This window comes from Pseudomonas sp. SDO52101_S400, assembly GCF_054071635.1.
Genome location: NZ_JBSVWF010000003.1, coordinates 163,684 through 185,971, shown reverse-complemented (window position 1 = coordinate 185,971; position 22,288 = coordinate 163,684). Strand labels below are relative to the sequence as shown.

The 22,288-nt window shown below is 58.4% G+C and carries 34 protein-coding genes; 31 read left to right on the top strand and 3 right to left on the bottom strand.

Annotation, left to right across the window (positions count from 1 at the left end; translation table 11 throughout):
- From ACW9HX_RS02490 to ACW9HX_RS02480, 3 genes are all read right to left on the bottom strand, one after another.
- The coding region (locus ACW9HX_RS02490) for a DUF7666 domain-containing protein (protein WP_457379382.1) at positions 1–462 on the bottom strand (462 nt) is incomplete at its 3' end.
- A gap of 186 nt (positions 463–648) precedes the next feature.
- Positions 649–885 (bottom strand): hypothetical protein, encoded by a 237-nt coding sequence (locus ACW9HX_RS02485; RefSeq protein WP_457379381.1) that lies wholly within the window; start codon positions 883–885, stop codon positions 649–651.
- A 498-nt stretch (positions 886–1,383) separates the two neighbouring features.
- Positions 1,384–2,052 carry a LexA family protein gene (locus ACW9HX_RS02480; RefSeq protein ID WP_457379380.1) on the bottom strand — a complete coding sequence of 223 codons (669 nt, stop codon included), beginning with the start codon at positions 2,050–2,052 and terminating at the stop codon, positions 1,384–1,386.
- A 121-nt stretch (positions 2,053–2,173) separates the two neighbouring features.
- On the opposite strand from ACW9HX_RS02480, the gene ACW9HX_RS02475 reads away from it, so the two are divergent.
- The 31 genes from ACW9HX_RS02475 (at position 2,174) to ACW9HX_RS02325 (ending at position 22,288) form a co-directional block, all read left to right on the top strand.
- Positions 2,174–2,383, top strand: coding sequence for a hypothetical protein (locus ACW9HX_RS02475; protein ID WP_457379379.1), 210 nt, complete (start codon positions 2,174–2,176; stop codon positions 2,381–2,383).
- A 35-nt stretch (positions 2,384–2,418) separates the two neighbouring features.
- Positions 2,419–2,607: a hypothetical protein gene (locus tag ACW9HX_RS02470; protein WP_310049543.1), complete on the top strand. Its 189-nt coding sequence runs from the start codon at positions 2,419–2,421 to the stop codon at positions 2,605–2,607.
- A gap of 19 nt (positions 2,608–2,626) precedes the next feature.
- Positions 2,627–2,872, top strand: a complete 246-nt coding sequence (locus tag ACW9HX_RS02465; RefSeq protein ID WP_457379378.1) for a hypothetical protein — start codon at positions 2,627–2,629, stop codon at positions 2,870–2,872.
- A gap of 146 nt (positions 2,873–3,018) precedes the next feature.
- Positions 3,019–3,825, top strand: a complete 807-nt coding sequence (locus tag ACW9HX_RS02460) for a hypothetical protein (protein ID WP_457379384.1) — start codon at positions 3,019–3,021, stop codon at positions 3,823–3,825.
- Positions 3,815–4,621: an ATP-binding protein gene (locus tag ACW9HX_RS02455; RefSeq protein ID WP_457379377.1), complete on the top strand. Its 807-nt coding sequence runs from the start codon at positions 3,815–3,817 to the stop codon at positions 4,619–4,621. Before ACW9HX_RS02460 ends, ACW9HX_RS02455 begins: the two co-directional genes overlap by 11 nt.
- Positions 4,621–5,265 carry a hypothetical protein gene (locus tag ACW9HX_RS02450; RefSeq protein ID WP_457379376.1) on the top strand — a complete coding sequence of 215 codons (645 nt, stop codon included), beginning with the start codon at positions 4,621–4,623 and terminating at the stop codon, positions 5,263–5,265. The genes ACW9HX_RS02455 and ACW9HX_RS02450 overlap by 1 nt, the downstream gene beginning before the upstream one ends.
- A complete protein-coding gene (locus ACW9HX_RS02445) occupies positions 5,262–5,492 on the top strand; it encodes a hypothetical protein (RefSeq protein WP_457379375.1) in 231 nt (76 codons plus the stop codon). Before ACW9HX_RS02450 ends, ACW9HX_RS02445 begins: the two co-directional genes overlap by 4 nt.
- Entirely contained in the window at positions 5,485–5,955 is a 471-nt protein-coding gene (locus ACW9HX_RS02440; protein ID WP_457379374.1) for a hypothetical protein, read from the top strand. The genes ACW9HX_RS02445 and ACW9HX_RS02440 overlap by 8 nt, the downstream gene beginning before the upstream one ends.
- Positions 5,952–6,551 (top strand): recombination protein NinG, encoded by a 600-nt coding sequence (locus tag ACW9HX_RS02435; protein ID WP_457379373.1) that lies wholly within the window; start codon positions 5,952–5,954, stop codon positions 6,549–6,551. The genes ACW9HX_RS02440 and ACW9HX_RS02435 overlap by 4 nt, the downstream gene beginning before the upstream one ends.
- A 97-nt stretch (positions 6,552–6,648) precedes the next feature.
- Complete coding sequence (locus ACW9HX_RS02430) at positions 6,649–7,242, top strand: hypothetical protein (RefSeq protein ID WP_457379372.1); 594 nt, start codon at positions 6,649–6,651, stop codon at positions 7,240–7,242.
- A 6-nt stretch (positions 7,243–7,248) separates the two neighbouring features.
- Entirely contained in the window at positions 7,249–7,740 is a 492-nt protein-coding gene (locus tag ACW9HX_RS02425; protein ID WP_457379371.1) for a hypothetical protein, read from the top strand.
- Between the two features lies 1 nt (position 7,741).
- Positions 7,742–8,077 carry a hypothetical protein gene (locus ACW9HX_RS02420; RefSeq protein ID WP_457379370.1) on the top strand — a complete coding sequence of 112 codons (336 nt, stop codon included), beginning with the start codon at positions 7,742–7,744 and terminating at the stop codon, positions 8,075–8,077.
- Between the two features lie 9 nt (positions 8,078–8,086).
- On the top strand, positions 8,087–8,611 hold the full coding sequence (locus ACW9HX_RS02415; protein ID WP_457379369.1) for a terminase small subunit: 525 nt from the start codon (positions 8,087–8,089) through the stop codon (positions 8,609–8,611).
- On the top strand, positions 8,547–10,025 hold the full coding sequence (gene terL / locus ACW9HX_RS02410) for a phage terminase large subunit (protein WP_457379368.1): 1,479 nt from the start codon (positions 8,547–8,549) through the stop codon (positions 10,023–10,025). Before ACW9HX_RS02415 ends, terL begins: the two co-directional genes overlap by 65 nt.
- Positions 10,022–11,479, top strand: coding sequence for a DUF1073 domain-containing protein (locus tag ACW9HX_RS02405; protein WP_457379367.1), 1,458 nt, complete (start codon positions 10,022–10,024; stop codon positions 11,477–11,479). The genes terL and ACW9HX_RS02405 overlap by 4 nt, the downstream gene beginning before the upstream one ends.
- The gene (locus ACW9HX_RS02400; RefSeq protein ID WP_457379366.1) at positions 11,424–12,164 is read left to right on the top strand and encodes a phage head morphogenesis protein; all 741 of its coding nucleotides are present in this window, start codon (positions 11,424–11,426) and stop codon (positions 12,162–12,164) included. The genes ACW9HX_RS02405 and ACW9HX_RS02400 overlap by 56 nt, the downstream gene beginning before the upstream one ends.
- A 6-nt stretch (positions 12,165–12,170) precedes the next feature.
- Positions 12,171–13,490 (top strand): DUF2213 domain-containing protein, encoded by a 1,320-nt coding sequence (locus tag ACW9HX_RS02395; protein WP_457379365.1) that lies wholly within the window; start codon positions 12,171–12,173, stop codon positions 13,488–13,490.
- An 11-nt stretch (positions 13,491–13,501) separates the two neighbouring features.
- Positions 13,502–13,996, top strand: coding sequence for a structural cement protein Gp24 (locus tag ACW9HX_RS02390; RefSeq protein ID WP_457379364.1), 495 nt, complete (start codon positions 13,502–13,504; stop codon positions 13,994–13,996).
- Positions 13,997–14,008: 12 nt separating this feature from the next.
- Positions 14,009–15,007, top strand: coding sequence for a DUF2184 domain-containing protein (locus ACW9HX_RS02385; RefSeq protein WP_457379363.1), 999 nt, complete (start codon positions 14,009–14,011; stop codon positions 15,005–15,007).
- Positions 15,008–15,019: 12 nt separating this feature from the next.
- Positions 15,020–15,310 carry an STY1053 family phage-associated protein gene (locus ACW9HX_RS02380; protein WP_457379362.1) on the top strand — a complete coding sequence of 97 codons (291 nt, stop codon included), beginning with the start codon at positions 15,020–15,022 and terminating at the stop codon, positions 15,308–15,310.
- A 2-nt stretch (positions 15,311–15,312) separates the two neighbouring features.
- Positions 15,313–15,696 carry a DUF4054 domain-containing protein gene (locus ACW9HX_RS02375; protein WP_457379361.1) on the top strand — a complete coding sequence of 128 codons (384 nt, stop codon included), beginning with the start codon at positions 15,313–15,315 and terminating at the stop codon, positions 15,694–15,696.
- A 2-nt stretch (positions 15,697–15,698) separates the two neighbouring features.
- Positions 15,699–16,181, top strand: a complete 483-nt coding sequence (locus tag ACW9HX_RS02370; protein ID WP_457379360.1) for a hypothetical protein — start codon at positions 15,699–15,701, stop codon at positions 16,179–16,181.
- 2 nt (positions 16,182–16,183) lie between these two features.
- The gene (locus ACW9HX_RS02365; RefSeq protein WP_457379359.1) at positions 16,184–16,555 is read left to right on the top strand and encodes a hypothetical protein; all 372 of its coding nucleotides are present in this window, start codon (positions 16,184–16,186) and stop codon (positions 16,553–16,555) included.
- Positions 16,556–16,558: 3 nt separating this feature from the next.
- The gene (locus ACW9HX_RS02360) at positions 16,559–17,113 is read left to right on the top strand and encodes a phage neck terminator protein (protein WP_457379358.1); all 555 of its coding nucleotides are present in this window, start codon (positions 16,559–16,561) and stop codon (positions 17,111–17,113) included.
- An 18-nt stretch (positions 17,114–17,131) separates the two neighbouring features.
- Positions 17,132–18,613 carry a DUF3383 domain-containing protein gene (locus ACW9HX_RS02355; protein WP_457379357.1) on the top strand — a complete coding sequence of 494 codons (1,482 nt, stop codon included), beginning with the start codon at positions 17,132–17,134 and terminating at the stop codon, positions 18,611–18,613.
- Positions 18,614–18,629: 16 nt separating this feature from the next.
- Positions 18,630–19,070: a phage structural protein gene (locus tag ACW9HX_RS02350; RefSeq protein ID WP_457379356.1), complete on the top strand. Its 441-nt coding sequence runs from the start codon at positions 18,630–18,632 to the stop codon at positions 19,068–19,070.
- Positions 19,070–19,540 (top strand): phage tail assembly chaperone, encoded by a 471-nt coding sequence (locus ACW9HX_RS02345; protein WP_457379355.1) that lies wholly within the window; start codon positions 19,070–19,072, stop codon positions 19,538–19,540. The genes ACW9HX_RS02350 and ACW9HX_RS02345 overlap by 1 nt, the downstream gene beginning before the upstream one ends.
- 62 nt (positions 19,541–19,602) lie before the next feature.
- A complete protein-coding gene (locus tag ACW9HX_RS02340; RefSeq protein ID WP_457379354.1) occupies positions 19,603–19,725 on the top strand; it encodes a DUF6889 family protein in 123 nt (40 codons plus the stop codon).
- The gene (locus ACW9HX_RS02335; RefSeq protein WP_457379353.1) at positions 19,726–21,384 is read left to right on the top strand and encodes a phage tail tip lysozyme; all 1,659 of its coding nucleotides are present in this window, start codon (positions 19,726–19,728) and stop codon (positions 21,382–21,384) included. It abuts the gene before it with no gap.
- A gap of 1 nt (position 21,385) precedes the next feature.
- Complete coding sequence (locus ACW9HX_RS02330; protein WP_457379352.1) at positions 21,386–21,976, top strand: phage baseplate protein; 591 nt, start codon at positions 21,386–21,388, stop codon at positions 21,974–21,976.
- 3 nt (positions 21,977–21,979) lie between these two features.
- Positions 21,980–22,288 carry a phage baseplate plug family protein gene (locus tag ACW9HX_RS02325; protein WP_457379351.1) on the top strand — a complete coding sequence of 103 codons (309 nt, stop codon included), beginning with the start codon at positions 21,980–21,982 and terminating at the stop codon, positions 22,286–22,288.

Sequence of the window (22,288 nt, the reverse complement as noted above, 5' to 3'; positions counted from 1 at the left end):
GCCGCCAGTCAGCGTGGAGCGGTTGCCGCCAGTCAGCGTGGAGCGGTTGCCGCCAGTCAGCGTGGAGTCGTCGCCGCCAGTCAGCGTGATACCAATTACAGCCACGCTTGCGGCGCGTGGCTCATTTTCCAGCAGGTACTGAGTAGCAGTGTGCTTGTCGCCGATATGACGAACCGTGCAGGTTGGGAACTTTACTTTGCCGCCGAGTGATTTCAAGTCACCGATCAGCGCCTCGACAACAAGCCATTTAGCATCTGACTTGCCGATGCTGTTGCTTGCGCTTGAATCACCCTGGCCGAAGAGCCAGCCGTGCAGGCCATGGCCGCATTCGTCGTCATCACGCCAGTCTGGGGCAGTAACCACGGAGCCGATCTCGCTTGGCCATTGAAAACCACCATGGCTGGTCAGGTCGGCATTGCAGGTGCGCAGGATCAATGCCGTTTCCGGCTTTGGAGTTTTCATTTGGTTTTCCTTGTCGGTTTGGCTTTACAAATGCCTCCCGGGGTTTGAGAGGCATTTGTAAAGCCAGATGGCGCTCCTGAAACAGCAGGAGGCCATCCGAGGTGATGCAGGGGCCGCGTTGCGCGGAGGTTGCTGGTCTTCCGCATCCCGCTGCGCACTCTGGGAATGCGCAGGAAGATGGTTCAGTCATGTGATCTTTCCGAGAACTTCGCTACTGAATGCGCGTATGTTCATGTGCGCCTTGACCGTCATTGTCCGGCTCTGCTTGATGTGTTCGCGCAGCGCAAGATCAGCCATGTCAGCTGGATCAGCCTCGAGCGCTGCGATCGCTTCATCGACGCCACCGAACCACCTTTCCAGAAGCCTTGCGCATGAAGAAGCTGCTTCGTTGACGACATCATCACTTGCCTCAAAAATACTCATATCACTTTCTCATTTTTGCCCGGTTTGCGATCTCAGCCTTGCGTTTCTGGTGCTCTTCCCAGTCGGCTAGCGCTTGTGCAATTTCTTGTTCAGTCATGGCGGTTTCCTCCGTTGATTTCCAATGCCGCCTCATCGAAGCGGCATCAGTAAATCTGTGGGTGTATCTCCGTGACCCGCTACTGGCTGGTCACCGGCTTGAATCTCAGATTGTTCTTCCAGCCGCGACCCTGTCCGCCAGAAAACTGATTACGGTGCTTTACGCTGCACACCCGGGTCAGTTGCCAACCCTCTGAACCGTTGAGGCCGGTTCATCGCTGCCTTGTTGCGGCGGGTCTTGTTAGGCCCTGCGAACTCTGTCTTAGCCGTTCATGGCTATAAAAGTATGCGCATACGAATAATTCGTCAAGCCGTATTCGACTATTTTTTTAAAAATATTCGTGAGCGGTTTTTCACAGGCGACAAAAAGCCCGCGCTAGGCGGGCTTCGTTGAGGTTTTGCTTACCGGCGCCTCATCCAGGAGCCGGTCACCACACCGCAGATCTTAGTACCCTCCGGCATTTCCAGAATGCGGTTAGGGAAATCTGGGTTGATAGCGAGCAGAAAAGTGCCTTCTTCCGTGATCTGCAATCGCTTGAAAGTCGTCTTCCTGTCGGGATCTGGCGTCCTGACTACGATATCGCTGTTGTGCCGCGCTTCTATTTCTGGGTCAACGAGAATGATTTCACCATCCCTGTACTCCGGCCACATGCTTAATCCGTTTATCTGAAGGCAGAAAGAGCTGGCGCTGTGTGCGTAAGGGCACTGGAGCCATTCCTCGGCATCGTTTGTTATTAGTAGATCAATAGAGTCATCGAGCATCCCGGCGGTTACCCATGAGATCAGAGGAACTGGGTCATACAAGCCATGCCCAGCACTGATATTGGAGCCCTTACCTTTTATACGGTCAATTAGACCTCCGTCCAGCAAGTCTTGCGCATCCAGCTTAAAAGCCTTGGCGAGGCTGGAGACTGTGGTGATCCCCGGGTCTGATTCCTCTCTCAGCGTCCGACCAATGGTCGGCTGGCCAACCCCTGACTTCGAAGCAAGCTTCTGCTGAGTGTCCAGATTCGGATTGCCGGACATCAAGAACTTCAAGTTGTTGGCCAATATCTGCCTGATCGAAAGCATCGTCGTTGCACCTGATTCGTATCTGGCTAAGCATCGCATTAAGCATTAGTCGTTTGTGGCTTGACCGGATTATTCGTAAACGGCTAGAGTATGCGTGAATGACTCATAAAAGGTTTCCACCATGCCCGTAGCCAACTATCAGAACGACTTGCTCGGCTTCATCAAGGACGAGCTTCTCAGCCGCCGTGGTGAATGGCGGGAAATCAGCGCGGCCTCTCAGGTCCCGTATTTCACGATGAGCAAGATTTCCAACGGTTCCACCAAGGACCCGCGCATCAGCTCCGTTCAGGCGCTGACCAACTACTTCCTGCAGCACCCAAAAGCTGCGTAACCGATTTCATTTCTGAAGCCAGGAGTAATGCCCGTATGTACGAAGATCCCAAACACCTGAACCACAACGAAACCAAGGTTCGCCTGAGTGACGAGTACGACGAGTACCTGCGCTCGCTGGCGAAGATCCACGGGACGCAGAAGGCCGTATTGGCACGGGAAATTCTCAAGGCTGCAATCCAGCAGATGAGGGACGAGCTTACCCGCACCCAAGACGTGGCCTGAAGGCCCTTATGGAGGCTTTATGCCTGAGAACCACGACGACCTGTCACTTCGACAGATCGCGGATGAAGAGGATATCGAGCTGCTGAGGCAAGAAGCCAAATCACTCGGCATTACGCCAGAGCAACTGGCAAAGGAAATGATTGAGAAGCACATCGTCGCAAGAACAAGACCGAAGACGATGCCAGGGACGATTCAGCCATTTCGCAAACCGTATTCACCAGCGAAAGCAAAGCCTGATGAGGGCCTGAAAAGTGAAGACACCTAAATCGCAGACACAAAAAAACCGACGGGCGAGGTCGGCTTTTTCGTTTGAGCTTTCTACAACGTTCTGGAGCTGATTATGTCCGACTCAAATTCAAATGTACAGGGCCTGAATAAAGCCTCCTGCGCAAGCGTACGGGGGATTGAATGATGGCCAGATCCAGAAACATCAAGCCGGGGTTCTTCTCGAATGAACTGCTGGCTGAAGTCGATTTTGCTACCCGCCTGCTTTTCATCGGCTTGTGGACGGAGGCTGACCGTGAAGGGCGCCTTGAAGATCGTCCGCGTCGTCTAAAAATGGCCCTATTCCCTGCCGACAATGTCGACATCGAAAAGATGCTCGCCGACCTGGATCATCTCGGGTTTATCACTCGGTACGCCGTCGGATCATTGAAGGCGATCCAGATCGTGAACTGGGCGAAACACCAGAACCCCCACGTCAAAGAAGCAAAGAGCATCATTCCTGATATGCCTGTCCTAGAGCCTTCCAATGAGGAGCATGGTGCAAGCATGGTGCAAGCACCAGACAAGCACAGTTCTTTCCCTGCTGATTCCCTCTCTCTTGATTCCGGATTCCTGATTCCTGATTCCCTCACTCCGTCGCAGGCTCCGGTGGCGACCGAGGGCTTGTTCGCTTTGTTCTGGAAGCTCTACCCGCGCAAGGTCGGGAAGGACAAGGCCGAGAAGGCCTGGGCGAAGCTCAAGGTGAATCAGGCGCTATACGACCTGATGGTCGCCGCTCTGGCCAAACAGGTGCTGACGCCTGACTGGACCAAGGAGCGCGGCCAGTTCATCCCGCACCCTGCGACGTGGCTCAATGGCAAGCGCTGGCAGGACGAGATTCCCGACGTGCCAACCAACGTGCACCCATTCCCGCAATCCCGCCACACCGGCTTCGCTGAGCGCGACTACACCGCCGGCCTGATTCCAAGAGGAGATGGCAGCTATGCGCTCTGAGCCAGTCCAAGCAACTCCCGAACTGCCACCGGGAACCCGTATCCAGCCGGCCGAGTGCGAAACCCACGGCGCCTACGACCAGAAAGTCTACTCGGTGCTGGGCCGGGAGCTGAGAAGCAATTGCCCGGAGTGCAGCCGCATCGCCCGCGAGAAGTCCGAGGCCGCCGAGCAGGCCAACAAGGCGATGGAAGTCCGCATGGCCCTCGCTCGCAAGTTGGGCGATGCGCTGATCCCGAAGCGCTTCACCACTCGCACCCTGGGTAACTACCAGGCCGAGAACGAAGGCCAGCGCAAAGCCCTGCGGTTCTGCCAGCACTACGTCCAGATCTTTGAAGAGATCCTGAAGACCGGTCGCTGCATGGTGCTGATCGGCAAGCCCGGTACCGGGAAAACGCACCTCGGCGCTGGCATGGCCAACGAGCTGCTGCACAACACGTCGCGCACGGCGGTGTACCGCACTGTCGGCGCAATCCTGCAGGCGATCCGTTCAACCTACGACAAGCACAGCGAACGCACCGAGGCAGAGATCCTGTCGAGCCTGATCGACCCCGACCTGCTGGTGCTGGACGAGGTAGGCGTGAGCAAGGAACAGCCGAGCGACTTCGAGCTGACAACCCTGTTCGCAATCATCAACGGCCGGTACGAGCAGGAACGCCCGACGGTTGTGATCTCTAACCTCGATGCCCACCAGTTGCCGGGCGCCATGGGCGAGCGCTGCGTCGACCGCCTGCGCGAGGGCGGAATGATCGTCGTGCCGTTCGAATGGGAATCACAGCGCGGCAAGGAGGGCTTCTGATGTCCAGTCAAACAAGTTGGGAACCTGACTTCGCCGCAGAAAGTGCGAAGTTTCAGAAGGATGCCGCTGAGAAGGGGATGTGCCTCGACACGTACGCTGGTGGTGGCGGGTTTTACGTCGATCAGCAAACCCAGCATGCATGGGCTGAGTGGATTCGCCGGGTAGTGGCGGAGCAAATGGAAAACGAACGGCTACGAAGCGCTGAAAACGCACTCGCTGAATGGGTAGAAAAGACCGAGTGGGTACAGAAGACGTGCCACTGGTCAGAGCTGGGCAAGCACCGTGCTGATGTCCTGCGCGAGCGCATCGAGCAACTTCAGGCCAGCTTCAAAAACTTCCATCGCAGCCTCTGCGAGCGCTTCGGCTATTTCCACGACGATATCGACTGGCAGCGTGACCAGGTATCGCTGGAAGAACACATCGCCACGCAGTTCAGCCACGTCAACGCGGAGAATGCTGCGCTGCGCGGACAGGTTGAGGCATTGCAGCGGGGCGCCGGGCAACAACAGGAGCAGATCGAAACCTTGCTCGAAGGCATGACACGCATCATGCAATCGACTCGCCTGGGTGATCCGGCATTTGGTATCGCTTGCGAAGTGGTCGGCGAGCTCGACTGCCCCACGGCCAAGGCGGTGCAGCGATGATCCTGGATACAATCGCTCTGTGGCTTGGCTACGCCGTGATGCTTGTCGGCGGTGCTCTGTTGGTAGCCGCGATGCTTCTGGCAATCAGCCTGGTGCTGTCCGCGAAGGTCAACCTGATCGGTAAATACCTGCGCTTTCACTGGGACCTAAAGACTCTGCGCAAGACCATGCGGCAGCTTGAGGCTGAAGGGAAGGTAAGCAAAAGACGGGGGTGCAGTCATGACTGACAAGATCAGCGTCAACTGCCAGGCCAAGCTCTCCGAGGCGATCACCAAGCTCAGCGCAATGTTCCGCGACAAGAAGTTCGTCGTGGTCTCGCTGCGCCCGGGCAAGGATCGCACGCTCGACCAGAACCGGTTGTGGTTCGCGATGTACAAGCGCATCGCCCAGATGACCCAGATCGGCGATGAGTCGGACGCCCGTCGGTACTGCAAGCTGCACGTCGGTGTGCAGATCCTGCTGAACGAGGATGCCGGGTTTCAGGCTGAGTGGTACCGGGTGATGCGTCACCTCCCGTACGAGACGAAGCTTGCCATGATGGGCGGCTGCCATCTGTTCGGCCCGGACGGCTTCCCGGTGACCAGTTTGTTCAGTCGCGCCCAGGGCATCGCCTACACCGATCGCATTGTCGCGCGCTTCGCACCTGAGGGCGTGTACTTCGACGACCTGCTGAGCCAGGAGGCCGCATGAGGACTGCCATCAAGGAGGTGAAGCAGAAGAGCTGCAAGGTCTGCGGTGAGAAGTTCGCCCCGATGTTCAACACCACGCAGGTGGTGTGCAGCCCGAAATGCGCGCTGGCTCATGCGCCGGTGAATAGCGAGAAAGCCCGCAAGGCCATCGTCCAGCGCGAACGCCGCGAGATCAAGGTCCGCAAGGAGAAGCTGAAGAGCAGGGCGGATCACCTGCGCGAAGCCCAGGCCGCCGTGAACGAGTATGTCCGCCTGCGTGACGCGCACCTGCCGTGTATCAGCTGCGACTCAATGCCGAACGACAGCGACCTGATGACCGGAAGCCGCTGGGACGCCGGCCACTACCGATCCGTAGGCGCCTGCCCGGAGCTGCGCTTCGAGCCGCTGAACATCCATCGCCAGTGCGTGAAGTGTAACCGCAACCTATCCGGCAACGTTGTCGAGTACCGGATCCGACTGACGCTCCGCATCGGCGCCGAAAAGGTGGCATGGATCGAAGGGCCTCATGAGCCCCGCAAGTACACCGTCGAAGAAATCAAAACCATCAAGGCCGAATACCGGGCCAAGACCCGCGAACTGAAGAGGGCTGCCGCATGATCGGAATCACGCTGTCCATCACCACAACGCTCTGCGTGGCCTGGTTCTTCCTCGAGGGTCACATCATCACTTGGTCTCAGATTCGGAGGGGTGAAGCATGATGCAACTGAACTCTGCCCGGGCGGCATGGCACGACGCTCTGTACACCCCGTGGGATAGCCAAGGCTCGCACGTCGAGCAGATCGGCCTGCTCGGCTGCTCGGTGCAGAAGACGGAGAAGTCCGTGAACAGCCGGCACGCCATGCAGCAGGCGCTGTCTGCTCACATCCAGCACGCGATCGCCACGCTTCCATCTTCGCTGAAGGCCTTTGGCAACTTCATGTACAGCCCGATCGCCACCGTCGACGACAAGGAAGAGGCTGAAGAGGCCCTGTTCCTGACGGCGTACGCGATGGGGCCGAAGATGTACGCCAAGAAATTCGAGAAGGCCCGACTGGTCGCCGTCGGCGTGTTGCACCGGTATCGCCGTATTCACCAGGGCGGCCAGAGCGAAGGGGCTGACCCGTGCCCAACGCCCGAGTCGTTCCGTGGATGGCTCCTGAACGTCTTGGGCCTCGAGCTTTCCGCCGAGCAGTGGGGCAGGGAATGGGAGGGGTTCATTCAGTCCTGCTTCGACTCCTGCAATGACCTCGACAAACAGGCTCTCATCCCTGTCTCTTCGGCGATAAAAATAATGAAAATAGCTGCTTGACGACAAATGTCCGGCTCAGGCATCATTTTCTCCATTGTGACAATTTCGCCTCTGGCGAATTTCACCGAAAGCCCAGCCATCGCGCTGGGCTTTTTCGTTTCTGAATCCGTCGCTGCTCCGCGCCGCGCTTGGCCTTGTCCCGATGAGGCCCTTTTTATTCCCCTGGAGACTGCAATGGCCGAACCAGCAAGCACTGCTGTCGGTGTTCTGGTGGCGAAATACGGTGTTGTGGTTGGCGCCTTTGTCGGCGCAATCCTTTCTCTCGGGTTTCTCAAAGACCTTACGAGAGGACAGGCCGGGTTCGCCGTACTGACCGGGTTCTTCTTTTCCATCTTCCTCACGCTTCCAGTTAGCACGTGGCTTGCTCCAAAGCTCGACTTGCCGCTGGATGATTACTTCCTGTGCGGCGTGTCATTCGTGCTCGGCCTGACAGCGATGAACATTATCCCTGCCATCAAGGCGGCGATGGGCGCCTTCGTAGCGGCGCGGGGTGTCTGACATGAGCACCATCCTCACTTGCATTGATGCACTGCTGTGCATCTTGGTGGTGCTGGCTGCGCTGGAGTACCTGCGCGCCGTTGATATGCTCAAGCATCCGGTTCTGGCCATCGCGTTCTACTTGGTTGCCATCGGCGGGTTCGGGCTTCTGGTCGATCTTATTCTGGGCGCCTCCGCGTCATTCTTTTCAGTGACTCTTCACTTCGGAGTCGTCCTGTACGCATGGGCTCGTCGCCAGTACATCTTCTCTCATGACTGGAGTGGCGTGGAGCGCCGTGGCGGATACCAGCCTGTAAATCGTGGATGCCACATCAAGGCGCCACCGCGAAACCCATAAGGAGCAATCATGGCGCTGACACCCAAACAGCAGCGCTTCGTCGACGAATACCTGATCGATTTGAATGCCACGCAAGCCGCTATCCGTGCGGGTTACAGCAAGAAGACTGCCGACCAGCAAGCATCGCGCCTGTTAACAAATGTCAAGGTTCGTGCAGAGCTCTCAAGAAGCATGTCTGCGAGAGAGGAGCGGACGGCAATCACCCAGGACTACGTGCTGTTCGGGATAGTTGAAGTGATTGAGCGTTGCCGGCAGGTTTCGCCTGTTCTTGATCGATCAGGCGAACAGATCTTCGTCGAAACGCCAACTGGATCAATCGCTCCTGCATATGCGTTCGACGCAAAGAATGTCCTGAAGGGCTTTGAGCTTCTGGGCAAGCACTTAAAACTATTCACCGAGCGGCATGAGTTGAGCGGACCAGACGGCGGCCCAATCAAAACTGTTTCGGCCGATCTTGGAAAACTGACTGATGAGCAGCTTGAGCAGCTTGAGCGTATCGCCGCAGCTGCTCGACCTGACGTCGATCAAGAATGAGCGCTCACGTCGTGGGCTGCTTCAGTTCACGCTGAGGACGAAGCCTGATTTCGTTGAGGGCTGGTTCAACATCGAGGTGGCAGCTGCGCTTCAGCAGTTCTACTACGACGTGGAGCGCGGACTTCAGCCACGGCTGATGATCTTCGCCCCGCCGCGCAGCGGAAAGTCGGAGTTGTTCAGCCGCCGTTTCCCGGCATGGGCGCTCGGCAAGAACCCAGATTTGCAGATGATCGCGTGTTCATACGCCTCTGACCTGGCGAACCGGATGAACCGGGATGTGCAGCGAATCATCGATGACGACACCTACCACGCAATCTTCCCGGGTACGTGCCTGAACGGTAAGCGCGTGGTAAGCGTGACCGGAAGTGCACTCCGCAACAGTGAGATATTCGAGATCGTTGGTCGTCGCGGAGCCTACCGTAGCGCAGGCGTCGGCGCAGGTATTACCGGCATGGGTGCCGATATCGGCATCATCGATGACCCGGTGAAGGACGCCAAGGAAGCAAATAGCGAAACGGTCAGGCAGGCCGTGTGGGACTGGTACACCACCACGTTCTACACCCGGCTTTCACCAAATAGCGGCGTTCTGCTTGGCATGACCCGCTGGCACTCCGACGACCTCGCTGGCCGACTGCTCGAGCAGATGGCTTCCGGCGAAGGCGACAACTGGAAAGTCGTCAGCTATCCGGCAATCGCCGAGGAAGATGAGGCGCACCGAAAGACCGGTGAGGCGCTGCACCCAGAGCGCTATCCGATTGAGCGCCTCGACAAGATACGAATGGCGATCGGATCGCATGCCTGGAACGCCCTCTACCAGCAGCGTCCAAACACGAAGGGCGGCGGTCTGATTCATTCGGCCTGGTTCATCCGCTACCGGATGCTCCCGCGCATCGAATATCGGGTGATCTACGCGGACACTGCACAGAAGACTGCGGAGCGGAACGACTACACGGTCTTCCAGTGCTGGGGTTATGGCGAGGACCGGCGGATTTATCTGATCGACCAGTTGCGTGGCAAATGGGAAGCCCCGGATCTGCGCAAGCGCGCCAAGGAGTTCTGGGACAAACACAGCGCCGAGCGCGATGTGGGTTTTCTTCGGTCTTTCATGGTCGAGGACAAAGCCAGTGGCACCGGCCTGATTCAAGACATCCGGAGCCTTGGGGGAATCCCAATTGCGGGCATCGAGCGCACCAAAGACAAGTTGACGCGCGTCATGGATGTTCTCGGCTACATCGAGTCAGGCAACGTCTGCCTACCTGAGTCGGCTGCATTCGTGTCGGACTTCGTTACCGAGTGCGAGTCCTTCACTGCCGATGACAGCCACCTTCACGACGACCAAATAGACCCAATGTGCGATGCAATCAACGACATGCTCGGTAGCCAAAGCAGCCTTGCCGTGTGGGGACGACTATGAGCAAGCGGCACCAAATCAACGCCCGAGCCGCGAAGGTCAATCAGCAGACTGACGTCGCACGCAAATCGTTCATGACGGGCGACAGCTTTCAAAACTTCACCGCCCGCGTCGGCCTTGGAACGGCAAATCAGAACAGCGGCAGCAGCTACGGTTTCACCTTCGTCAGCCGCAACCGCATCCAGATGGAGGCTGTGTACCGATCGAGCTGGTTGGCTGGCCGTGCTGTCGACTGCCGCGCCAAGGACATGACCCGCGAGGGGATCGAGTTCAACTCGGTGATGCCACCAGAAGAGAAGGACAAGTTGTCCCGCGCTTTCGAGCGGCTCCAGATCTGGAAAGGCCTCTGCGACAACGAGAAATGGTCGCGCCTGTATGGTGGCTCCATCGCCGTGATGCTGATCGATGGTCAACGGCCAGAGACGCCCCTTAAGCTCGATACCATCGGCCCGGGGCAGTTCAAAGGGCTGCTGATCCTCGATCGTTGGCTTGTCCAGCCATCACTGGAGAACCTGGTCACCGAATACGGCCCTGACCTCGGTAAGCCGAAGTACTACACCGTGGTGGGCGACGCCCAGGCACTGATCAATCAGAAGATCCACTACAGTCGAGTCATCCGCCGTGAAGGCGTCGAACTGCCGTACTGGCAGCGCATCGCCGAAAACGGCTGGGGCCAGTCTGTACTGGAACGCCTGTGGGATCGCCTGATCGCGTTCGATAGCGTCACGTCTGGCACGGCTCAACTGGTCTACAAGGCGCACCTGCGCACTTACAAAGTGAAAGATCTGCGCATGCTGATCGCGACAGGTGGAAAGGCGCTGGAGGCACTCCTCAAGAACATCGACATGATTCGGCAGTTCCAGTCCAACGAGGGACTGACCCTCATGGACGACACGGACACCTTCGAAACACACCAATACAGCTTCAGCGGGCTGTCCGAGGTCATCGACAAATTCGGTGAGCAGGTATGCGGCGCCGTCGAAACACCTGACGTCATCCTGTTCGGGCAATCCCCGGGCGGCCTGAACAACGGCGACGACAGCGTGCGCATCTACTACGACGGCATCAAGGCTGATCAGGATTCGGCCCTGCGGCCTGGCGTGACCACCTTGTGCGACGTGATCAGCCGCTCTGAGCTTGGGAAGCCGCTGCCGGAAGGGTTTGCCTTCGACTTCGTGCCGCTGTGGCAACTCAGCGACGTCGAGAAAGCCGATGTCGGCGCCAAGGACACGAATTCGGTTGTTCAGGCATTCGACTCCGGCATTGTCGACCGTGGCACCGCTCTTAAAGAGCTGCGCCAGTCCAGCAACACCACCGGGCTCTGGTCGAACATCACAGACGACGAAATCACGGAGGCCGAGAACGAGCCACCACCAGTCCCCGGCGAAAAGGAACTGATCGATGCGCCTGAAAATCCGGGACAAAAAGCGAAGTCAGAATCCGGTCAGGACGAATAGAGCCGAACGGCAATACCAGTCCTCGCTTTCGCAGGTGGCGCGCCAGGTGGGAAGCATCATCAACGGCTTCCCTCCTGGTGATCCATCGGTCGAGCCGACCATCTCGCACATGCTGAACCGGTATGCCGAGCTTCTGAATGACTGGGCGGTGTCCACGGCTAGCAAAATGCTTGTCGAGGTCAACCAGCAGGACAAAAAGGCATGGGCAACTCTCACTGAGCAGATGTCGCAGGCACTCAGGCAGGAGATCCGTACGGCGCCAACGGGCCGGGTCATGCAGGAGTTGCTGGCCGAACAGGTCACGCTGATCAAGAGCATCCCGCTCGACGCCGCTAAGCGGGTGCACGAACTGACCCTGCAAGGCATCGAGGACGGCACCCGGGCAAGCGAAATCGCCAAGGAGATACAGCGCTCTGGCGAAGTATCCGAGAGCAAGGCCAAGGTGATCGCCCGTACCGAGGTGTCGCGCACCGCCTCCACACTGACGGAGGCGCGCGCCAAGGCCGTGGGCAGTGAGGGATACATCTGGCGAACGTCCGGTGACAGCGACGTGCGTCATTCGCACGCTGAAATGAACGGCAAGTTCGTTCGCTGGGACTCGCCACCAACCCTGGACAAGATGACCGGCCACGCTGGCTGCTTCCCGAACTGCCGCTGCTACCCAGAACCCGTTATTCCTGAGTGAGCCCCCATGCATGTGAGAACCCAAGACGAAGCCGGGCGATGGTTTGCGCCTGAGCGCCTGAGTGCGAGGCAACGGATGACGCCGGAAGGTTTCCTGCTCTGCGAGGGCGTGCCCATTGCTCGCACCGGGACGCTGATCTATGACGAAAGCGAACTGGTCAACGATGACGGTCCGATCGTCCAGGGCGGCGACGGCGGACTGGTGACCATCGAGCGAAACCAGGACGAGGTATTCCGCGCCGAGACGATTGCCAGCTTCGAAGGTAAGCCGGTCACGATGAGCCATCCCGACGACTTCGTGTCTCCCGCCAACTGGCGAGAGTTGTCGATGGGCATCACCCAGAACGTGCGGCAAGGCGATGGCGTTGAAAGCGACCTGATGCTCGCTGACCTGTTGATCACCGACGCCACTGCCATCGAGGAGGTGCGCAGCGGCCTCCGGCAAGTCTCATGCGGCTATGACGCCGATTACGAACAACTGGCTGTCGGTCGCGGCCGTCAGATGAACATCGTGGGAAACCACGTAGCCCTGGTAGAGCGTGGCCGCTGTGGCCCGCGATGTGCAATTGGAGATTCTGAAGTGGCCAAGACGACTGATGCAAAAACGAAACGCACCTGGATGGATCGTGTTCGCACGGCATTCAAGGCCAAGGACGAAGCTGCGCTGGAAGAGGCTCTGGAAGGCGCCAAGGCCGGCGACGAGGACGAAGACGGCGACGACAAGGATGAAAACGGGAAAGCCAAAACCGGCGATTCTGCTGCTATCGCATCGATCCTCAAAACCATGAAGTCCATGGACAAGCGCATGGCCGACATGGAGGCCGAGGTGAAGAAAATAACCGAGGATGAAGATCTCGATGACGATGATTCGTCGAAGACCAGGGACGACATCCTCGAAGCCGAAGAGGCCGCGAAAAACGCCGAAGCCTCTGGCAAGACCTACACCGGCGATGCTGAGGTCATGACCGATCTGCGTTCCCGCGCCGAGATCATCGCCCCCGGCATCAGCTTCCAGACCCGCGACGCCAAGACCAAGACCGCCGACCACGTTTGCGCATGCCAGCGTCAGGCGCTGACCAAGGCCATGCAGACCGGTGACGGCAAGTCGCTGGTAGAGCCATTCCTGGTCGGCAGAGACCTTTCGAAGATGACCGCCGACCAAGTTTCCGCGGCTTTCGTAGGCGTTACCGAGCTGGCCAAGATCCAGAACAACGCCACCGGTGCTCGCACCTCCATCACCACCAAGGACTTCGGCCGTGCTCCGATGAGCGTCGCCGATATCAACGAAGCCAACCGCAAGTTTTGGAACGGCACTGGCCGTAACTGAGGATATCCCCCATGGGTAACGCATTTCTGTATCGCATGCCTGCGGGCATTCCAGGCGACGTAACTCGCGCCAGTCAATCGACCATCGAGCCTGTATTTCTGGACTCGGCTTCGCCGTTCGCCGGTTACGGCCTGTTCGGCAAGATCGCGTCTGGCAAGTTCGTGCCGTTCGGCGCGGGCGACACCAATGGCGCTGAATACGGGCTGTTCTGCCGCCCGTATCCGATCACTGGCGGCTCTGGCTCTGATCCGCTCGGCACCGCAACCCCGCCAACCAAGGGCGTTGCTGACGTCCTGCGTCGCGGCTACATGACGGTCAAGTTGAACGCCGGTACCGCATCGAAAGACAGCCAGGTCTACGTCCGAGTGGCAGCCGCTGCCGCTGGCAAGCCTATCGGCGGCATCGAAGCTGTTGCCGACAGTACCAACACCGTCGCGATCACTCTCGCGTCTTTCATGGGCCCGGCGGACGCCTTTGGCAACGTCGAAATCCAGTACAACATCTAAGGGGAACGCTCGATGAGCAATTTGATTCTGCCGCGCTCGATCAAGCGCACCCACACCCGTGACGGCCTGATGACGTTCGATGCTCAAACCATCGACTCCACGGGCGTCTTCCTCATCGGTGAACTGGAACGACTCGACCAGAACCTGCATGGCCCGCTGGCGTCCGTGACATGGTCCCGCGACATCATGCTGCGTGAAGACGTCAGCATCGCCGACGAGCTGTCCAGTTTCACCAACAGCACCTTTGCTGCCGTCGGCGGCACCAGCCCGAACGGTAAAGCGTGGATCGGCAAGGACTCCAGCGCTATCGCGAGCCTGGGTCTGGACATCGGCAAAACCGCCAAGCCTCTGAGTCTGTGGGGCATGGAGTTGTCCTGGACGCTGCCTGAGCTGGCATCAGCTCAACAACTCGGCCGCCCGGTGGACAGCCAGAAGTTCTCGGGCATGCAGCTCAAACACAACATGGACATCGACGAGCAGGTCTACATCGGTGACACCGAACTGGGTGAAACAGGCCTGGTGAACTCCAGCGTCGTGACCAACGTCAGCAACGCCATCACCGGCAACTGGGCTACCGCAACGCCGGATCAGATCCTGGCCGACGTCAACGACCTGTTGAACAGCGTGTGGGCCGCGTCTGCTTTCGCCATCTGCCCGAGCGAGCTGCGTCTCGACCCGGTCAGCTACAGCAAGCTGGTCAGTCGCATCGTGTCCACCGCCGGCAATATCTCGATCATCGAGTACCTGAAGGTCAACAGCCTGTCGAACTCGATCAACGGCCGGCCGCTGAACATCCAGCCGCTGAAATGGTTGACCGGGCGCGGGGCATCCAGCACCAACCGCATGATGGCGTACACCAACGAGAAGGACCGCGTGCGGTTCCCTCTGGTGCCGCTGCAGCGTACCCCGTTGGAATATCGCGGCATCCGTCAGATCACCACCTACTACGGTCGCCTGGGCGTCGTGGAAGTGGTCTATCCAGAAACTGTCGGCTATCGCGACGGCATCTAACAGGAGCGCGCAATGAAATTCCTCAATGTGCTCAAGAGCTTCAAGCTCAATCTGGCCGAAGGTGTGATCCGCGATTTCGAAGCAGGCCTTCATGAGGTCGAGGACGAGATCGCCGCTCACTGGTACGTGGCTGCCAATTCGGAGCCGCTGACCGCCAAGCAGGCCAAGGCTTTGCAGGGTGATGAAAGCGATGATGATCAGGCCAAGGCCGACGCGGATGCCAAAGCGAAGGCAGATGCTGATGCAAAAGCCGATGCAGACGCGAAGGCCAAGGCCGACGCGGATGCCAAAGCGAAGGCTTGATCATGGACGCCGCGCAGTTCCGCGCGGACTTCCCGGAGTTCGCCGACACCACGAAATACCCGGATTCGGCTGTGAACCTGTGGCTGAGCCTGGGCGAGAAAACGCTCTCGCCTGATCGTTGGTGCGACTACCTGGACGTGGGCCTTGAGCTGTTCATTGCCCACAACTTGGCCATCGCCGCCGGCAATCAGTTGGCGGAGATGGTCGGGGGTACCGGGGGGCAGGTGAAAGGCCCGCTCAACTCCAAGTCAGTCGACAAGGTGAGCGCGGGCTACAACACCGGTGCCGTCGCGCTTCAGGACGGTGGCTTTTACAACCTGACCACATACGGCATCCAGTTCCTGCAATTGGCTCGCATGGTCGGAACTGGGGGGATTCAGCTTTGAGCATGAAGATCACCACCGACAACGTGGCCAAGGTACTGGCAACCATCCAGGAGTTGGCTGGCAAGCAGGTATTGGTCGGTATCCCGGCTTCGAAGGCAACTCGTGAAGAGGGTGATGCCGAGCCGATCAACAATGCACAGCTCGGTCACATCCACGAATACGGCGCGCCTGCCTCAAACATTCCTGCGAGGCCATTCCTGATCCCGGGTGTTGCTCGGGCGCAGGAAAGCATCAACGGCCACCTGCAAAAGGCGGCGAAAGCGGCCATGGATGGCAATGAGGAAAAGGTTGATGTCGAACTGAACGCTACCGGTCTGGTGGCCCAGGCTGGAGCCAGGTACGAGATCAACAACGGTGACCTTGCACCGCTGTCCGACCGGACGCTGGCGGCGCGCAGGAAGCGAGGTCGCACTGGCATCAAACCTTTGATCGACACCGGCCAACTGCGCAACGCCATCACCTACGTGATTCGCGAGAAGGACTGACCATGGCTCAGCTCGATGTATCGGAAATTCTGCTCGACCCAGACTTCATGGATCTCGGCCTGATCTGTACCAGGGCGGTGCAAACGGTCGGTGCAAACGGTCGGACCACTACAGCCGACACCAACATCACGTTTGCCGGCGTCGTCACAAGCGACAAGGGCGACATTCTTGAGCGTCTGGCTGGTGCTGAGCGCAAGAAAGGGTCCATCACCATCCACACGATCTTCCGGCTGACTGCCGGCGAAGGCGATACCACCGCCGACGTCGTGACCTGGCAGGGCAAGCAGTACACCGTTTCGAACGTCAACGACTACAAGCACTTCGGGCGCGGCTTCGTCTGCGCTACCTGCGATCTTCTTCCACTGAAGGGATAACCCATGGCGAATACCTCAGCAACCGGCGGTTACCTCACGCCGGCGGGGACGCCTGCGCCACCTGAAGATGATCAGCTCGAAGACATCCTGCAGGCCATGGTGGTCGGCATCAGTGGGCTGCCTGGGCCAATGGTTCGGCCACGCTGGCAGACAAAGCCACCGAAACAGCCGGAACCGGACGTGAATTGGTGCGCGGTCGGCGTTCACGAAACCAAAACCATCGCCAATCCGGCCATCGACCATGACGGCTCGGATGATGGTCACGATCAGTATCAGATGCACGAAGAGTTGCAGGTCCTGTGCACGTTCTACGGACCGCAGGCTCAGGCCTACGCATCGATCCTACGCGACGGCATTTTCATCACGCAGAACAGCGAAGCCATCAAAACCCAGAGGATGGCGTTCTACGGCGCCTCCGATATTCGGCCGGTACCCGAGTTGGTGAACCAGCAATGGGTGCGCCGCTACGACCTTTTCATTCAGATGCGTCGCCAAGTGGTGCGCATCTACCCAGTTCTCAACATCCTGTCGGCCGATCCGGTGATCGTTACCGACTGATCCAACCCGGAGAAAGCAATGCAGACTCTTGCCATTTCGGACGTCGTGAACGTCCAGATCGTCATGTCTCCGAAGGCAGCTGCTGTGCGTGATTTTGGCGCGCTGCTGGTCCTCGGTTCGTCACCAATCATCGATGTGAGTGAGGGCCTGCGCCAATACTCGAGCACCGATGGTGTTGTCAGTGATTTCGGCACTTCGGCACCTGAATATCTGGCCAGCAACCTGTTTTTCAGCCAATCGCCGCAACCGGCAATCGTGTACATCGGCCGATGGGCGAAGACTGCAACTTCGGCCATCCTCAAAGGCGCCGTCCTGTCTTCTTCCCAGCAGGCCCTGGCCAACTTCACAGCAGTGACCGCCGGTGGTATGAAAATCACCATCGACGGAACACTGAAGACGCTGAGTGCGATTGACCTGTCGGCAGTTACCAATCTGAACGGTGTCGCTACGGCGATCACGACCAAGCTCGCATCCGCCGGGACTTGCGTGTGGAACGCTACTCAAAGCCGATTCGAAGTCACGAGTGCCACCACTGGCGCAACTTCGACCATCACCTATGCCGAGGCTCCTGCCAGCGGCACGGACGTTTCGGTCCTGCTCGGCTTGCAAACCGGTCAGGCTTCGGCACCGGTAAATGGCGTGGCTGCTGAGTCACTGGTAAATGCCGTGGCCCGCTTGTCCGGCATGTCGAACGACTGGTATGGCTTGCTGGTGGCGGACTCAGCGCTGGCAGAAGGGGATGTTCTGGCAACTGCCGCGTTTATCGAAGGGAGCGGTCAGAGCCGAATCTTCGGCTACACCACTCAGAACTCGCTGGCTCTCGACCCAACCAGCACCACCGATATCGCCAGCAAGCTGAAGGCAGCCAACTACAAGCGCACCTTCACCCAGTTCTCCAGTGCGACCCCGTACGCCGCCGCCTCGATGTTCGGCCGGGCATTCACTGTGAACTTCCAGGGAAACAACACGACCATCACCCTGAAGTTCAAGCAAGAGCCCGGAATTACCGCCGAAAGTCTGACTGAAAGCCAAGCGGCCGCGCTTAAGGCGAAAAACTGCAACGTGTTCGTCAACTACAACAACGACACGGCGATCATCCAGGAAGGCGTCATGTGCAACGGGTACTTCTTCGATGAGGTGCACGGTCTGGACTGGCTGCAGAACGATATTCAGACGGCTGTCTATAACCTGCTTTACACCGGCCAGACGAAAACCCCACAAACAAATTCTGGCATCAATCGCATCGTCACCACCATCGATGGACGATGCGATCAGGCAGTTAACAATGGACTTTGCGCACCTGGCCAATGGAATGGACCGGATGTTGGTGCTGTCACTTCTGGGCAATACCTCACGAAGGGCTATTACGTGTATGCAAATTCCGTAGATACCCAGGCCCAGGCCGATCGAGAGGCCCGTAAAGCGCCGGTCATCCAGGCCGCCATCAAGTTGGCCGGCGCGGTCCACTTCGCCGATATCATCGTCAACGTCAACCGCTGATCGGAGCTGATCACTTATGGCTACTTATAGCTTTCTCGATGTAAACGCCTCTCTGGTCGGAGCCGGCGCGGTGCTCGACCTGGGCGCTGGTTCTGCCAACGCAGAAGAAGGGATCACGATTTCCCGAGTGGAAGATAAAAACACCATGATTACAGGGGCAGACGGCGAGGGTATGCACTCTCTACATGCCGGAAAGGCCGGCACTGTAACGTTCCGCTATCTGCAAACATCACCGACCAACGCCAAACTTATGGCCTTGTATGACGCACAAAGCCTTAGCTCGTCGTTGTGGGGCCAGAACGTCATCACGGTGACGAACAGCGCCAGTGGTGATGGTCACGGCTGCCGTAGCTGTGCATTCAAGAAAGTGCCGGACATGAGCTACAAGAAAGACGGCGGCTTTTATGAGTGGGTATTTGATGCAATCAAAATCGACTCCATCCTGGGTACATACTGATGAGCGAATTCGAACTCGGCGCCGACACTTTTCGCATCGGCAAGCTGAACGCCTTCCAGCAGTTCCACCTGTCCCGAAAGGTCGCGCCGATGATCCCGACGTTGATCCCGGTGTTCCTGAAGCTTCGGGCGTCGGCTAAAACCGCACCTTCTGATGGCGCCGCGGATTCCGCTCTGGTTCCACTCAGTGGTGATCTTGGCGCGCTGGCTGAGATGCTTCAGCCCTTCGCCGACGGCATTGCCGGTATGCCGGATGAGACCGCTGAATTCATCCTCTCAACGTGCCTCGGCATTGTTCAGCGCAAACAGGGCACCTCTTGGTTCCCTGTCTGGAATGCCAGCCAGAATGTCTGCATGTTCGATGACCTCGACCTGGGCGTCATGTTGAAACTGGCTGTGCGCGTGATCACCGAGTCGCTCGGCCCTTTTTTACGCGGGATGCTTACCGGCCAGGGCACTCCCAAGGCCTGACGGTCGAACTTGAGAAGCTGCCTGACGGCGAAGACTGGCTGCTCATCCCGGTGCACGAAGGGATGTGCCGTTATGAGTCCCTGCTCAATTGCACGCTGGACCTCTCCGATATCGCAAAAATGAACGATTCGCTGCTTATCCGCGCCGAAAACAAGGAGCGGATGCGCAAGGCCCTGGAGGATTAAATGGCTGATCAAGACGTCATCAAGGAGTTCTTGGTTGGCTTGGGGTTCAAGGTTGATCAGAAGGGTGTCAAGGACTTCACCATTGGCATCGACAACGCCACCAAGACGGTAACTCGCCTCGTAACAGTCATCGCCGGCGCATCGCTGACGGTCGCCGCCGGTGTCTCGGCGTTCGCATCCAACCTTGAAGGGCTGTATTTCGCATCCCAGCGAGTGGGCGCATCTGCCGAAAGCCTCAAGTCAGCCGAATATGCTGCTCGAGACCTTGGTGCATCGGCCGATGAGGCGCGCGGATCGATCGAGGGCATTGCCAAATTTCTGCGTGACAACCCAGGCGGTGAAGATTTCCTGAAAGGGATTGGTGTTCAGACTCGTGATGCAAACGGCAACCTGCGTGACACCGCCGACATGCTGGTCAATATCGGCCAGAAGTTGAAGGCGATGCCGTGGTATCAGGCCAACCAGTACGCCAGCGTGCTGGGCATTGACGAGCGCACGCTGCGCGCCATTCAGGACGACAAGTTTGGCGCGAAGCTAGAACAGAACCGGAAAAAGCTGAGAGATAGCGGCCTTGACCAGGCCACAAAGGATGCCCATGCGTTCATGGAGGTTCTACGAAGTGTCGGGCTGCAGTTCGAGACATTCTCGATTCAGGTTCAGGCCGCCCTGATGGACAAGCTTGGTCCGGACCTGCAGCGCTTCGCTGAGTGGTTTCAACAGAACGGCCCGATGATCGCCAATCGGATCGCCGACATCGCGGTCAAGATCATCGACTTTGCGGAAAAGTCTGGTCCGTACCTGCAAAAAATCTGGGACTTCTTCGTCAAGCTCGACGAGGCTACCGACGGCTGGAGCACGAAAATCATTGCGTTGCTCTGGGCGCTGAACGCCATCGGTGCGCTGTCTGTGATCTCTGGGATTACGCGGCTTGCCGGGGCGTTCTTAAGCCTTGGTACCGCGATTACGGGGGCCGGAGCTGCTGCCGCTGGAGCTACAGCATTGTCCACGTTGGCCGTTGGCCTTGGGGCTGCCGTTTATTCGTCCTCGCTGAACGAGGGTGAGGATGACATTGTGCAGCGCCGGCATGACGCCGAGGACGCTGCTGATGGACGTCTACGCGGTGGTGATGATATGGCCGGCCGGGTCATGCAGTTCTTCCAGGATCTGGGCTGGTCACCGGCCCAGTCGGCCGGTATTACCGCAAACCTCTCGGCTGAAAGCGGGTTCAACTCGTCTGCAGTCGGGGATGGCGGCAAGGCATATGGAGTCGCGCAATGGCACCCGGATCGCCAAGCCAATTTCGAGAAATGGGCCGGCAAGGACATTCGTCAGTCAACACTGGAAGATCAACTGCGCTTCGTTCACTACGAGCTCACAGAAGGCGCCGAAGTGGCGGCCGGTAAGTTGCTGAAGGCCGCCACAAACTCACGAGATGCGGGCTCAACTGTCTCCCGATATTACGAACGTCCTGGAGTGGATGAAACCGCAAGGGCTCGTGAGGCAGCGTCCAGAGGGGATGTCGCCAACCAACTCCATCAGTCCACCACGATCAACGTTTACGGTGCCACGGACCCTAACGCCACGGCATCGGCTGTGAGCGGAGCCCAGAGCAGGGTGAACCAGGACATAACCCGTAACCTGAACTCGGCGGTGAACTGATATGCCCAACTTCGCAGGCTTCATCACCATCGATCCGAAGCGCTCGATCGGCAGCATCGTTGCCCATGTCACCATTGAGGAAGTGGGCACCGATGAGCTGCAAATTACGGAACACCCGGTCGAGCTCGGCGCGAATATCACGGACCATGCCTTCAAGAAACCCGCCGAACTGATAGTCCGGTGCGGCTGGAGCAATGCCAGTCTCGCCGGCGTGATCGCGGGTGTAAAAGGGCTGATTACCGCCCTGCAGGGTGGCGATGCATTCGGTTCGGATTATGTGTCGGGGGTCTACAACCAGCTCCTGGCGTTGCAGGAATCACGGATTCCCTTTGACGTCACCACCGGCAAGCGCCTCTACACCAACATGCTGATGCGCAGCCTGGGCGTGACCACGGACGAGAAAAGCGAATACACGCTGATGGTGACCGCTGTTTTCAAGCAGGTCCTCATTGTCCAGACGCAGGCCACCACGCTACCGCCGCGTGAGGATCAGGCTCAGCCTGAATCGACCGCTGAAACGACCGACGCTGGTGTAAAGCAGGTTGTAGTCGGAGTTCCGGCCCCGGGCGGATGGCAACCACCAGACGGATAACCCATGGCCAATTTTGAAATTCCGCTGAGCCCGAACCCGCAAACTTTCACCATTTCGCTTTCTGGCGTCGATTACCGGCTCACGATTCAGTGGCGGAATGCCGAAGGCGCGGGCTGGATACTCGACATTGCCGACACCAGTGCGAACCCGATCATTCAGGGAATCCCGCTGGTGACCGGCACGAACCTGCTGGAACAGTACGAGTATCTGATCTCGGGGGTGCTCTGGGTGCAGACAACAGCTGATCCTGATGCGGTGCCGACCTTCGATAATCTCGGGGTAGGCTCCCATCTCTACTGGTTCACGGAGTGA